The sequence below is a fragment of the Burkholderia sp. HI2761 genome (assembly GCF_002223355.1).
Lineage (GTDB): Bacteria > Pseudomonadota > Gammaproteobacteria > Burkholderiales > Burkholderiaceae > Burkholderia.
Map to the genome: position 1 here is coordinate 18,258 of NZ_NKFN01000003.1, position 12,418 is coordinate 30,675.

Annotated in this window: 20 protein-coding genes; all 20 read left to right on the forward strand. The window is 59.7% G+C overall.

Annotated elements, in window-relative coordinates:
* Positions 1–128: 128 nt before the first annotated feature.
* The 20 genes from rpsL (at position 129) to rpsH (ending at position 12,406) form a co-directional block, all read left to right on the forward strand.
* Entirely contained in the window at positions 129–509 is a 381-nt protein-coding gene (gene rpsL, locus CFB46_RS05475) for a 30S ribosomal protein S12 (RefSeq protein ID WP_006400662.1), read from the forward strand.
* Positions 510–681: 172 nt separating this feature from the next.
* A complete protein-coding gene (gene rpsG / locus CFB46_RS05480) occupies positions 682–1,152 on the forward strand; it encodes a 30S ribosomal protein S7 (protein ID WP_006477195.1) in 471 nt (156 codons plus the stop codon).
* Between the two features lie 123 nt (positions 1,153–1,275).
* Positions 1,276–3,378, forward strand: a complete 2,103-nt coding sequence (gene fusA / locus CFB46_RS05485; RefSeq protein WP_027783303.1) for an elongation factor G — start codon at positions 1,276–1,278, stop codon at positions 3,376–3,378.
* 42 nt (positions 3,379–3,420) lie between these two features.
* Positions 3,421–4,611 (forward strand): elongation factor Tu, encoded by a 1,191-nt coding sequence (tuf, locus tag CFB46_RS05490; protein WP_011350666.1) that lies wholly within the window; start codon positions 3,421–3,423, stop codon positions 4,609–4,611.
* Positions 4,612–4,897: 286 nt separating this feature from the next.
* Entirely contained in the window at positions 4,898–5,209 is a 312-nt protein-coding gene (gene rpsJ, locus CFB46_RS05495; protein WP_004199280.1) for a 30S ribosomal protein S10, read from the forward strand.
* Positions 5,210–5,387: 178 nt separating this feature from the next.
* Positions 5,388–6,038, forward strand: a complete 651-nt coding sequence (rplC, locus tag CFB46_RS05500; protein WP_006482922.1) for a 50S ribosomal protein L3 — start codon at positions 5,388–5,390, stop codon at positions 6,036–6,038.
* On the forward strand, positions 6,038–6,658 hold the full coding sequence (rplD, locus tag CFB46_RS05505) for a 50S ribosomal protein L4 (protein ID WP_006477192.1): 621 nt from the start codon (positions 6,038–6,040) through the stop codon (positions 6,656–6,658). Before rplC ends, rplD begins: the two co-directional genes overlap by 1 nt.
* Positions 6,655–6,969: a 50S ribosomal protein L23 gene (gene rplW, locus CFB46_RS05510; RefSeq protein ID WP_004199275.1), complete on the forward strand. Its 315-nt coding sequence runs from the start codon at positions 6,655–6,657 to the stop codon at positions 6,967–6,969. Before rplD ends, rplW begins: the two co-directional genes overlap by 4 nt.
* A 2-nt stretch (positions 6,970–6,971) precedes the next feature.
* Positions 6,972–7,799, forward strand: coding sequence for a 50S ribosomal protein L2 (rplB, locus tag CFB46_RS05515; RefSeq protein WP_006482900.1), 828 nt, complete (start codon positions 6,972–6,974; stop codon positions 7,797–7,799).
* Positions 7,800–7,809: 10 nt separating this feature from the next.
* Complete coding sequence (rpsS, locus tag CFB46_RS05520; RefSeq protein WP_004199273.1) at positions 7,810–8,085, forward strand: 30S ribosomal protein S19; 276 nt, start codon at positions 7,810–7,812, stop codon at positions 8,083–8,085.
* Positions 8,086–8,097: 12 nt separating this feature from the next.
* A complete protein-coding gene (gene rplV, locus CFB46_RS05525) occupies positions 8,098–8,427 on the forward strand; it encodes a 50S ribosomal protein L22 (protein ID WP_004199272.1) in 330 nt (109 codons plus the stop codon).
* Between the two features lie 11 nt (positions 8,428–8,438).
* The gene (gene rpsC, locus CFB46_RS05530; RefSeq protein ID WP_006482899.1) at positions 8,439–9,239 is read left to right on the forward strand and encodes a 30S ribosomal protein S3; all 801 of its coding nucleotides are present in this window, start codon (positions 8,439–8,441) and stop codon (positions 9,237–9,239) included.
* A gap of 2 nt (positions 9,240–9,241) precedes the next feature.
* The gene (gene rplP, locus CFB46_RS05535) at positions 9,242–9,658 is read left to right on the forward strand and encodes a 50S ribosomal protein L16 (RefSeq protein ID WP_006482873.1); all 417 of its coding nucleotides are present in this window, start codon (positions 9,242–9,244) and stop codon (positions 9,656–9,658) included.
* A 9-nt stretch (positions 9,659–9,667) separates the two neighbouring features.
* Entirely contained in the window at positions 9,668–9,862 is a 195-nt protein-coding gene (gene rpmC, locus CFB46_RS05540; RefSeq protein WP_006400652.1) for a 50S ribosomal protein L29, read from the forward strand.
* Positions 9,859–10,131 (forward strand): 30S ribosomal protein S17, encoded by a 273-nt coding sequence (rpsQ, locus tag CFB46_RS05545; protein WP_006477189.1) that lies wholly within the window; start codon positions 9,859–9,861, stop codon positions 10,129–10,131. Before rpmC ends, rpsQ begins: the two co-directional genes overlap by 4 nt.
* 309 nt (positions 10,132–10,440) lie before the next feature.
* A complete protein-coding gene (gene rplN, locus CFB46_RS05550; RefSeq protein WP_006482918.1) occupies positions 10,441–10,809 on the forward strand; it encodes a 50S ribosomal protein L14 in 369 nt (122 codons plus the stop codon).
* Between the two features lie 9 nt (positions 10,810–10,818).
* Positions 10,819–11,127 (forward strand): 50S ribosomal protein L24, encoded by a 309-nt coding sequence (gene rplX / locus CFB46_RS05555; protein ID WP_006477187.1) that lies wholly within the window; start codon positions 10,819–10,821, stop codon positions 11,125–11,127.
* A 16-nt stretch (positions 11,128–11,143) separates the two neighbouring features.
* Complete coding sequence (gene rplE, locus CFB46_RS05560; RefSeq protein ID WP_006482882.1) at positions 11,144–11,683, forward strand: 50S ribosomal protein L5; 540 nt, start codon at positions 11,144–11,146, stop codon at positions 11,681–11,683.
* Between the two features lie 7 nt (positions 11,684–11,690).
* Positions 11,691–11,996: a 30S ribosomal protein S14 gene (rpsN, locus tag CFB46_RS05565; protein WP_006482884.1), complete on the forward strand. Its 306-nt coding sequence runs from the start codon at positions 11,691–11,693 to the stop codon at positions 11,994–11,996.
* Between the two features lie 14 nt (positions 11,997–12,010).
* Positions 12,011–12,406 carry a 30S ribosomal protein S8 gene (gene rpsH, locus CFB46_RS05570; protein ID WP_006477185.1) on the forward strand — a complete coding sequence of 132 codons (396 nt, stop codon included), beginning with the start codon at positions 12,011–12,013 and terminating at the stop codon, positions 12,404–12,406.
* The last annotated feature ends 12 nt before the right edge of the window (positions 12,407–12,418 follow it).

The following is a 12,418-nucleotide window of genomic DNA, read 5'->3' on the forward strand; positions in this document are numbered from 1 at the left end:
GGTATTCGGTGGGCCGAATCGCGTTCGAAGGTTCGCGTCCGTCTCGTCGGTTCGGAAGTCAACTGTGCGCCGATTCTCGCTTTGCCCGAAATCGATGTGCAGATTTTGTTCAATTTCAGGAATAAACAATGCCAACCATCAACCAACTGGTTCGCAAAGGCCGTCAGTCGGAAACGACGAAGAGCAAGAGCCCGGCCCTGCAGGACTGCCCCCAGCGTCGCGGCGTGTGCACCCGTGTGTACACGACGACGCCGAAGAAGCCTAACTCGGCACTCCGTAAGGTTGCCAAGGTTCGTCTGACGAACGGCTTCGAAGTGATTTCGTACATCGGTGGTGAAGGCCACAACCTGCAGGAGCACTCGGTTGTGCTGATCCGCGGCGGCCGTGTGAAGGACTTGCCGGGTGTGCGTTACCACATGGTTCGCGGCTCGCTGGATACCCAGGGCGTCAAGGACCGTAAGCAAGCGCGCTCGAAGTACGGCGCGAAGCGTGCAAAGGCTGCCAAGTAAGCAGTTTTTGATCAGGGATCGCCGCAGGGCGGTCAAGGCGGGAGTGCCGGATTGCCGGTGCTGTCGAGTAAGTGGTCACCCGGCCGAGCTGGTTAGTCGTGAAGATGTGATCGGGTTAGTTGGTGGCCGCGGAGCTGGTTACAGCTCCAACTGAACAAGTAAAGGAAGAATCATGCCGCGTCGTCGCGAAGTCCCCAAGCGGGAAGTGTTGCCGGATCCGAAGTTCGGTAACGTTGATGTTGCCAAGTTCATGAACATGCTGATGCTGTCCGGCAAGAAGTCGGTTGCAGAGCGCATCGTTTATGGCGCATTCGAACAGATCCAGACCAAGGGTGGCAAGGACCCGCTGGAAGTGTTCACGGTTGCGCTCAACAACGTGAAGCCGGTGGTCGAAGTGAAGAGCCGTCGCGTTGGTGGTGCCAACTATCAAGTTCCGGTCGAAGTGCGCCCGTCGCGTCGTATGGCATTGGCGATGCGCTGGCTGCGTGAGGCTGCGAAGAAGCGCAGCGAGAAGTCGATGGCCCTGCGCCTGGCAGGTGAACTCTCCGAAGCGGCCGAAGGCCGTGGCGGCGCGATGAAGAAGCGCGACGAAGTTCACCGCATGGCAGAAGCCAACCGCGCGTTCTCGCATTTCCGTTTCTAAGCGCCTGGCTGGGCTGTTTGCGGAAATAAATTCCGGGCGGGTGCGCTTTTCAGGCGCCTCGCCCGTTTGTGTTGAGGCGTGATGCGGCAGGGCTGCATCACGTCATCCCAGTAGAGGATCAAAGTGGCTCGCAAGACTCCTATCGAGCGCTACCGCAATATCGGTATTAGCGCTCACATCGACGCCGGCAAAACGACGACGACCGAGCGCATTCTGTTTTACACCGGTGTGAACCACAAGATCGGTGAAGTCCACGACGGCGCAGCCACGATGGACTGGATGGAGCAGGAACAGGAACGTGGCATCACGATCACGTCCGCTGCTACCACGGCCTTCTGGAAGGGCATGGGCGGCAACTATCCGGAACACCGCATCAACATCATCGACACCCCGGGCCACGTCGACTTCACGATCGAAGTGGAGCGCTCGATGCGCGTGCTCGACGGCGCGTGCATGGTGTACTGCGCAGTGGGCGGCGTGCAGCCGCAGTCGGAAACGGTGTGGCGTCAGGCGAACAAGTACAAGGTGCCGCGTCTCGCGTTCGTCAACAAGATGGACCGTACCGGCGCGAACTTCTTCAAGGTCTACGACCAGCTCCGTCTGCGCCTGAAGGCAAACCCGGTTCCGGTCGTGGTGCCGATCGGCGCGGAAGAAAACTTCAAGGGCGTCGTCGACCTGATCAAGATGAAGGCGATCGTGTGGGACGAAGCGTCGCAAGGCACGAAGTTCGACTACGTCGACATCCCGGCCGAGCTCGCGGAGACCTGCAAGGAATGGCGCGAAAAGATGGTCGAAGTGGCTGCCGAAGCCAGCGAAGACCTGATGAACAAGTACCTGGAAGAAGGCGATCTGCCGGAAGCCGACATCGTCAAGGCGCTGCGTGATCGTACGATCGCGTGCGAAATCCAGCCGATGCTGTGCGGTACCGCGTTCAAGAACAAGGGCGTGCAACGTATGCTCGACGCCGTGATCGATTTCCTGCCGTCGCCGGTCGACATTCCGCCGGTCAAGGGTGAACTCGAAAACGGCGAAGCAGCAGAGCGCAAGGCATCGGACGAAGAGAAGTTCTCGTCGCTCGCGTTCAAGATCATGACCGACCCGTTCGTCGGCCAGCTGATCTTCTTCCGTGTGTACTCGGGCGTCGTCAACTCGGGCGACACGCTGCTGAACTCGACCAAGGGCAAGAAGGAACGCCTCGGCCGTATTCTGCAGATGCACGCGAACCAGCGTGAAGAAATCAAGGAAGTCCGCGCAGGCGACATCGCTGCCGCGGTCGGCCTGAAGGAAGCAACCACGGGCGACACGCTGTGCGACCCGGCGAACCCGATCGTTCTCGAACGCATGGTGTTCCCGGAGCCGGTGATTTCGCAGGCGGTCGAGCCGAAGACCAAGGCTGACCAGGAAAAGATGGGCCTCGCACTGAACCGTCTGGCTCAGGAAGACCCGTCGTTCCGCGTGCAGACCGACGAAGAGTCGGGCCAGACCATCATTTCGGGCATGGGCGAGCTCCACCTCGAAATTCTGGTCGACCGGATGAAGCGTGAATTCGGCGTGGAAGCCACCGTCGGCAAGCCGCAGGTTGCTTATCGCGAAACGATTCGTTCGACGGCGAAGGATGTCGATGGCAAGTTCGTCAAGCAGTCGGGTGGTCGCGGCCAGTACGGTCACGCGGTCATCACGCTCGAGCCGAACGAACAAGGCAAGGGCTACGAGTTCTTCGACGAGATCAAGGGTGGTGTGATTCCGCGTGAATACATCCCGGCGGTCGACAAGGGTATCCAGGACACGCTGAAGTCGGGCGTGCTGGCTGGCTTCCCGGTCGTCGACGTGAAGGTTCACCTGACGTTCGGTTCGTACCACGACGTTGACTCGAACGAAAACGCGTTCCGCATGGCCGGTTCGATGGCGTTCAAGGAAGCGATGCGCAAGGCGAACCCGGTCGTCCTCGAGCCGATGATGGCTGTCGAAGTCGAGACGCCGGAAGACTACATGGGCAACGTGATGGGCGACCTGTCGGGCCGTCGCGGTATCGTCCAGGGCATGGAAGACATGGTTGGCGGCGGCAAGATCGTGCGCGCCGAAGTGCCGCTGTCGGAAATGTTCGGTTACTCGACGTCGCTGCGCTCGCTGACGCAAGGTCGTGCAACGTACACGATGGAGTTCAAGCACTACGCTGAAGCTCCGCGCAACGTTGCCGAAGCGATCATCAGCGCGAAGTCGAAGTAAATTCGTAGCTACCAATCGATTATTTTTTGAAAGAAGAGAATCATGGCAAAAGGTAAATTTGAGCGGACCAAGCCGCACGTGAACGTTGGTACGATTGGTCACGTTGACCACGGCAAGACGACGCTGACGGCAGCGATCACGACGGTTCTGACGAAGAAGTTCGGCGGCGAAGCGAAGGCATACGACCAGATCGACGCGGCACCGGAAGAAAAGGCGCGCGGCATCACGATCAACACGGCACACGTCGAGTACGAAACGGCTAACCGCCACTACGCTCACGTCGACTGCCCGGGCCACGCTGACTATGTGAAGAACATGATCACGGGCGCAGCGCAGATGGACGGCGCGATCCTGGTTTGCTCGGCAGCAGACGGCCCGATGCCGCAAACGCGCGAGCACATCCTGCTGGCCCGTCAGGTTGGCGTTCCGTACATCATCGTGTTCCTGAACAAGTGCGACATGGTGGACGACGCGGAACTGCTCGAGCTGGTCGAGATGGAAGTTCGCGAGCTCCTGTCGAAGTACGACTTCCCGGGCGACGACACGCCGATCGTGAAGGGTTCGGCGAAGCTGGCGCTGGAAGGCGACACGGGCGAGCTGGGCGAAGTGGCGATCATGAGCCTGGCCGACGCGCTGGACACGTACATCCCGACGCCGGAGCGTGCAGTTGACGGCGCGTTCCTGATGCCGGTGGAAGACGTGTTCTCGATCTCGGGCCGTGGTACGGTGGTGACGGGTCGTGTCGAGCGCGGCATCGTGAAGGTCGGCGAGGAAATCGAAATCGTCGGTATCAAGCCGACGGTGAAGACGACCTGCACGGGCGTTGAAATGTTCCGCAAGCTGCTGGACCAGGGTCAGGCAGGCGACAACGTCGGTATCCTGCTGCGCGGCACGAAGCGTGAAGACGTGGAGCGCGGCCAGGTTCTGGCGAAGCCGGGTTCGATCACGCCGCACACGCACTTCACGGCTGAAGTGTACGTGCTGAGCAAGGACGAAGGCGGCCGTCACACGCCGTTCTTCAACAACTACCGTCCGCAGTTCTACTTCCGTACGACGGACGTGACGGGCTCGATCGAGCTGCCGAAGGACAAGGAAATGGTGATGCCGGGCGACAACGTGTCGATCACGGTGAAGCTGATCGCTCCGATCGCGATGGAAGAAGGTCTGCGCTTCGCGATTCGCGAAGGCGGCCGTACCGTCGGCGCCGGCGTCGTCGCCAAGATCATCGAGTAATATCGACGATCCGCGGATCCCGACGGGGTCCGCGATTCCCGCGGTACGCGGTTGTACCGTCGAAACCGGGTGTCCAGCTTGCGCTGGCGCCCGGTTTTGTTTTTCCGGCGGCGCGTTGCGCGCACCGACAAACACGCAACACGGCTTCGAAATTTCGTGTAGAATCGCGGGCTTAGCAGTGGAAGTACCGTCCGGAACCTGATGCTTCGCTCCCCGCTGGCGTCATGTTTCACGTTCTTTTAGTGTCCGGCGATGCAACATCGCCTCGCTCTTTCAAGGAATTGTCATGCAGCAACAGAAAATCCGCATTCGCCTGAAGGCATTCGACTATCGTCTGATCGATCAATCGGCTGCCGAAATCGTCGATACCGCGAAGCGGACTGGCGCAATCGTCCGTGGCCCGGTGCCGCTGCCGACGCGCATTCAGCGTTTTGACATCCTGCGTTCGCCGCACGTCAACAAGACGTCGCGCGATCAGCTCGAAATCCGCACCCACCAGCGCCTGATGGACATCGTCGACCCGACGGACAAGACCGTTGACGCGCTGATGAAGCTCGATCTGCCGGCTGGCGTCGACGTGGAAATCAAGCTGCAGTAAGGCTTCCGGCGCCGTCCGGCTTGTCGGGTGGTGCTAAGTCTTTGTATTGCTTGCGGAAATCGAGAAGTCGGGCTATACTGCTTGGCTTTTCGCGTATTCGCGTAAAAAAGTTGGGCCTTGCGTGCCCGGCATTTTGTAAATCAGCCCCGACCAATCGCAGTCGGGAATGGAGAAAATGATGAGCCTTGGACTCGTAGGTCGCAAGGTTGGCATGACCCGTATCTTCACGGCTGAAGGGGATTCGATTCCCGTCACCGTGCTGGACGTGTCGGACAACCGCGTGACGCAGATCAAGACTGTTGAAACCGACGGCTACACGGCCGTGCAGGTTGCATTCGGCTCCCGCCGCGCATCGCGCGTGACGAAGCCGCTGGCAGGTCATCTCGCCAAAGCCGGTGTCGAAGCCGGTGAAATCCTCAAGGAATTCCGCATTGACGCGGCCAAGGCAGCCGAGCTGTCGAATGGCGCCGTGGTCGGTGCAGATCTTTTCGAAGTGGGCCAGAAGGTCGACGTGCAAGGCGTGTCGATCGGTAAGGGCTACGCCGGTACGATCAAGCGTTACAACTTCTCCTCCGGCCGTGCCACGCACGGTAACTCGCGCTCGCACAACGTGCCGGGCTCGATCGGTATGGCGCAGGATCCGGGTCGTGTTTTCCCGGGTAAACGCATGACGGGTCACATGGGTGACGTGACGGTGACGGTGCAGAACCTCGAAATCGCTCGTATCGACGCAGAGCGCAAGCTGCTGCTCGTGAAGGGTGCGATTCCGGGCGCGAAGGGCGGCAAGGTCTTCGTGACGCCGGCCGTCAAGACCAAGGGGGCGAAATAATGGAACTCAAGCTCCTGAACGAAAATGGTCAGGAAGGTGCAGTGGTCAACGCATCGGACGTCGTGTTCGGTCGTGACTACAACGAAGCGCTGATCCACCAGGTCGTCGTCGCTTACCAGGCGAATGCTCGCCAGGGTAACCGCGCACAGAAGGACCGTGAGCAAGTCAAGCACACGACCAAGAAGCCGTGGCGCCAGAAGGGTACGGGCCGCGCTCGTGCCGGTATGTCGTCGAGCCCGTTGTGGCGTGGCGGTGGTCGTATCTTCCCGAATTCGCCGGAAGAAAACTTCTCGCACAAGGTCAACAAGAAGATGCATCGCGCAGGTCTCTGCTCGATCTTCTCGCAGCTGGCCCGTGAAGGCCGTCTGTCGGTCGTCGAGGACATCATCCTCGAAGCGCCGAAGACCAAGCTGCTGGCCGACAAATTCAAGACCATGGGTCTCGACTCCGTGCTGATCATCACCGACACGGTTGACGAAAACCTGTACCTGGCATCGCGCAACCTGCCGCACGTGGCAATTGTCGAGCCGCGCTACGCTGACCCGCTGTCGCTGATCTACTTCAAGAAAGTGCTGGTCACGAAGGCTGCGGTCGCCCAGATCGAGGAGTTGCTGTCATGAGCGAGATTCGCAAGAACGATCATCGTTTGATGCAGGTCCTGCTCGCACCGGTGATCTCGGAAAAGGCGACGCTGGTTGCCGACAAGAACGAGCAAGTCGTGTTCGAAGTCGCACCGGATGCCACGAAGCAGGAAGTGAAGGCGGCTGTCGAGCTGCTGTTCAAGGTTGAAGTTGATTCGGTCAACGTGCTGGTTCAGAAGGGCAAGCAAAAGCGCTTCGGCCGTTCGATGGGCCGCCGCAAGGACGTGAAGAAGGCGTACGTTTGCCTGAAGCCCGGCCAGGAAATCAACTTTGAAGCGGAGGCCAAGTAATCATGGCAATCGTTAAAGTTAAGCCGACATCGCCGGGTCGCCGCGCGATGGTCAAGGTGGTCAACAAGAACCTGCACCAGGGCAAGCCGTTCGCGGCACTGCTCGACTCGCAGAGCTCGACCGCCGGCCGTAACAACAACGGTCGTATCACCACGCGTCACAAGGGTGGTGGTCACAAGCAGCACTATCGTATCGTCGATTTCCGTCGCACGAAGGATGGCATCCCGGCAAAGGTCGAGCGTCTCGAGTACGACCCGAACCGCAGCGCGAACATCGCGCTGGTGCTCTACGCAGACGGCGAACGTCGCTACATCATCGCCCCGAAGGGCCTGACCGTCGGCCAACAGCTGATGTCGGGTTCGGAAGCGCCGATCCGTGCAGGCAACACGCTGCCGATCCGCAACATTCCGGTCGGTACGACGATCCACTGCATCGAGATGCTGCCGGGCAAGGGCGCGCAAATGGCGCGTTCGGCTGGCACGTCGGCCATGCTGCTGGCGCGTGAAGGCGTCTACGCGCAGGTTCGTCTGCGTTCGGGCGAAATCCGTCGCGTGCACATCGAGTGCCGTGCAACGATCGGTGAAGTCGGCAACGAAGAGCATAGCCTGCGCCAGATCGGCAAGGCTGGCGCGAACCGCTGGCGCGGTATCCGCCCGACGGTGCGTGGCGTTGCGATGAACCCGGTCGATCACCCGCACGGTGGTGGTGAGGGCAAGACGGCTGCAGGTCGCGACCCGGTGAGCCCGTGGGGTACGCCGGCTAAGGGTTACCGCACCCGCAGCAACAAGCGCACGACGACGATGATCGTCCAGCGCCGTCACAAGCGTTAAGGAGTAGGCAATGGCACGTTCTGTTAAAAAAGGTCCGTTCTGCGACGCCCATTTGCTGAAGAAAGTTGAGGCGGCTGCAGCTTCGCGCGACAAAAAGCCGATCAAGACCTGGTCGCGTCGCTCGACGATTCTGCCGGATTTCATCGGCCTGACGATCGCTGTTCACAACGGCCGTCAACACGTTCCGGTGTACATCTCGGAAAACATGGTCGGCCACAAGCTTGGCGAGTTCGCACTGACCCGTACGTTCAAGGGTCACGCAGCCGACAAGAAGGCCAAGAAATAAGGGGCAATCAAGATGGAAGTGAAAGCAATTCATCGCGGTGCCCGCATCTCGGCGCAGAAAACGCGCCTTGTGGCTGACCAGATCCGCGGTTTGCCGGTCGACAAGGCGCTGAACGTTCTGACGTTCTCGCCGAAGAAGGCGGCTGGCATCGTGAAGAAGGTTGTGCTGTCGGCAATCGCGAATGCGGAGCACAACGAAGGCGCTGATATCGACGAGCTCAAGATCAAGAGCATCTACGTCGACAAGGCTGCATCGCTCAAGCGTTTCACCGCGCGCGCCAAGGGCCGCGGTAACCGCATCGAGAAGCAATCCTGTCACATCACTGTGACGGTCGGGAATTAAGGAGCCATACGATGGGACAGAAAATTCATCCGACTGGCTTCCGCCTGGCTGTCAGCCGCAATTGGGCTTCGCGTTGGTACGCGAACAACAACAATTTCGCGGCGATGCTGCAGGAAGACATCGGTGTTCGTGAATACCTGAAGAAGAAGCTGAAGAACGCTTCGGTCGGTCGGGTCGTCATCGAGCGTCCGGCCAAGAACGCGCGCATCACGATTTACAGCTCGCGTCCGGGCGTGGTCATCGGCAAGAAGGGCGAGGATATCGAACAGCTGAAGACGGAACTGCAACGCCGCATGGGCGTGCCGGTTCACGTCAACATCGAGGAAATCCGCAAGCCGGAAACCGATGCTCAGCTGATCGCTGACTCGATCACGCAACAGCTCGAGCGCCGGATCATGTTCCGTCGCGCGATGAAGCGTGCGATGCAGAACGCGATGCGTCTGGGTGCCCAAGGCATCAAGATCATGAGCGCAGGCCGTCTGAACGGTATCGAAATCGCTCGTACGGAGTGGTATCGCGAAGGTCGCGTGCCGCTTCACACGCTGCGTGCTGATATCGACTACGCGACTTCGGAAGCGAAGACGACTTACGGGATCATCGGCGTCAAGGTGTGGGTCTACAAGGGCGATACGCTCGGCCGCAACGACGCACCGGTGGTGGAAGAAGTAGCCGAAGACAAGCGTCCGCGTCGCAATGCGCGTCCGGGCGACCGTCGTCCGCGCCGTGACGGCGAAGGCGGCGCTCCGGGTGCTCGTCGTGGCGCACCGCGCCGTGGCGCCGGCAAGCCCGAAGACGGCAAGACTGGAGAATAACGATGCTGCAACCGAAACGCAGAAAGTATCGTAAAGAGCAGAAGGGTCGTAACACCGGCAAGGCGACGCGCGGCAACGCAGTGTCGTTCGGTGAATTCGGCCTGAAGGCGATCGGTCGCGGTCGTTTGACCGCACGTCAGATTGAAGCGGCGCGTCGTGCAATGACGCGTCACATCAAGCGTGGCGGCCGCATCTGGATCCGGATCTTCCCGGACAAGCCGATTTCGCAGAAGCCGGCCGAAGTGCGTATGGGTAACGGTAAGGGTAACCCGGAGTACTACGTCGCCGAGATTCAGCCGGGCAAGATGCTCTATGAAATGGACGGCGTAACCGAAGAACTGGCACGCGAAGCGTTCCGTCTGGCTGCAGCCAAGCTGCCGCTCAAGACGGCATTCATCGTGCGCCAGCTCGGCGCCTAAGGAGAAAACATGAAGGCTTCCGAACTTCTCCAGAAAGACCAGGCCGCGCTCAACAAGGAGCTGGCGGACCTGCTGAAGGCGCAATTCGGCCTGCGCATGCAACTCGCGACCCAGCAGCTCACGAACACGAGCCAGCTGAAGAAGGTTCGTCGCGACATCGCACGTGTGCGGACCGTCATGACTCAGAAGGCGAACCAGAAATGAACGATAGCGTGAAAACCTCGCTGAAGCGGACGCTGGTCGGTCGGGTCGTCAGCAACAAGATGGACAAGACCGTCACCGTGCTGATCGAGCACCGCGTCAAGCATCCGATCTACGGCAAGTATGTCGTGCGTTCGAAGAAGTACCACGCGCACGATGAAGCGAACACCTACAACGAAGGCGATCTCGTCGAAATCCAGGAAACGCGTCCTGTTTCGAAGACGAAGGCCTGGACGGTGTCGCGCCTCGTCGAAGCCGCTCGCGTCATCTAAGCGGGCAGCGTAGTAGGCAGTAACAGGCACTTCTTCACGAAGTGCTTGAAATCGCAAAGTTTTTGCTTGCGGGACCAGGATTATTTGTTATAATCCTGGTCTTCCCTCTTTATGGGAGCCCCGTCGCGGGCGAAGTTGGTGGGGGAAGCGGACTGGCGCCAGCCTGTCCGAAAGATTCACCGAATTGCGATGGCGGGTTTCGTTTGCCGTCGCTGCTGTTCCAACCCAAGCAGCCGATTGGCTGACGGGACCAAGACTGACCGAATGCATCATGGTGGTGCATCCGGATTAAGTTGGGAAAGACAAACCATGATCCAGACCGAATCTCGGCTCGAAGTAGCCGACAACACGGGTGCACGTGAAGTCCTGTGCATCAAGGTGCTCGGCGGCTCGAAGCGTCGTTATGCCGGCATTGGCGACATCATCAAGGTGAGCGTCAAAGAGGCAACGCCGCGCGGGCGCGTGAAGAAAGGCGAAATTTACAACGCCGTGGTGGTCCGCACCGCCAAGGGCGTGCGCCGTCAAGACGGCTCGCTGATCAAGTTCGACGGCAACGCCGCTGTGCTTTTGAATAACAAGCTCGAGCCGATCGGCACCCGTATCTTCGGGCCGGTGACGCGTGAGCTGCGTAGCGAACGATTCATGAAGATCGTTTCGCTGGCGCCGGAAGTGCTGTAAGGAGTCGCGATGAACAAGATTCGCAAAGGTGACGAAGTCATCGTCGTCACTGGTAAGGACAAGGGCAAGCGCGGCGTCGTGCTGGCTGTCGGTGCTGAACATGTGACGGTCGAGGGTATCAACCTCGTCAAGAAGCATGTGAAGCCGAACCCGATGAAGGGTACGACGGGCGGCGTGGAAGCGAAGACGATGCCCCTGCATATTTCGAACGTCGCACTGGTCGACGCGAATGGCAAGGCGTCGCGTGTTGGCATCAAGGTCGAGGAAGGCAAGAAGGTTCGCTTCCTGAAGACGACCGGTGCCGTACTGAGCGCCTGACGCAGCGGAGTAAAAAATGGCTCGTTTTCAAGAGTTTTACAAAGAAAAGGTTGTGCCCGGCCTGATCGAGAAGTTCGGTTACAAGTCGGTCATGGAAGTGCCGCGCATCACCAAGATCACGCTGAATATGGGTCTTGGCGAAGCGATCGCTGACAAGAAGATCATCGAGAACGCCGTTGGCGACCTCACGAAGATCGCCGGCCAGAAGCCGGTCGTCACGAAGGCCCGCAAGGCAATCGCAGGCTTCAAGATCCGCCAGGGTTACCCCATCGGCGCGATGGTGACGCTGCGTGGCCGCGCGATGTACGAATTCCTCGACCGTTTCGTGACGGTCGCCCTGCCCCGCGTGCGTGACTTCCGCGGTGTGTCGGGTCGTGCTTTCGATGGCCGTGGCAACTACAACATCGGTGTGAAAGAGCAGATCATTTTCCCCGAAATCGACTACGACAAGATCGACGCACTGCGTGGGCTGAACATCAGCATCACGACGACTGCGAAGACCGACGACGAAGCAAAGGCTCTGCTCGCCAGCTTCAAGTTCCCGTTCAGAAACTGAGGTTACCGTGGCTAAACTGGCACTGATCGAACGTGAAAAGAAGCGCGCCCGCCTGGTCGCGAAGTTCGCAGCAAAGCGCGAAGCGCTGAAGGCGATCGTCGAAGACCAAAGCAAGTCGGAAGAAGAGCGCTACGAAGCACGCCTGGAGCTGCAGCAACTGCCCCGCAACGCAAACCCGACCCGCCAGCGTAACCGCTGCGCGATCACGGGCCGTCCGCGTGGCACGTTCCGTAAATTCGGCCTCGCGCGTAACAAGATTCGTGAAATCGCATTCCGTGGCGAGATTCCTGGCCTGACCAAGGCGAGCTGGTAATAGGAGAAACGTAAATGAGCATGAGTGATCCTATCGCCGATATGCTGACTCGCATCCGCAACGCGCAGATGGTCGAGAAGGTATCGGTCGCGATGCCCTCGTCGAAGGTCAAGGTTGCAATCGCGCAAGTCCTGAAGGACGAAGGCTATATCGACGATTTCGCCGTGAAGGCGGAAGGTGCGAAGTCCGAACTGAATATCGCGCTGAAGTACTACGCAGGTCGCCCGGTCATCGAACGCCTCGAGCGCGTGTCGAAGCCTGGTCTGCGCGTGTACCGCGGCCGTAACGACATTCCGCAGGTCATGAATGGCCTCGGTGTGGCAATCGTGTCGACGCCGAAGGGCGTGATGACCGACCGCAAGGCGCGCGCTACCGGCGTCGGCGGCGAAGTCATCTGCTACGTCGCTTAAAGCCGAGGAGAG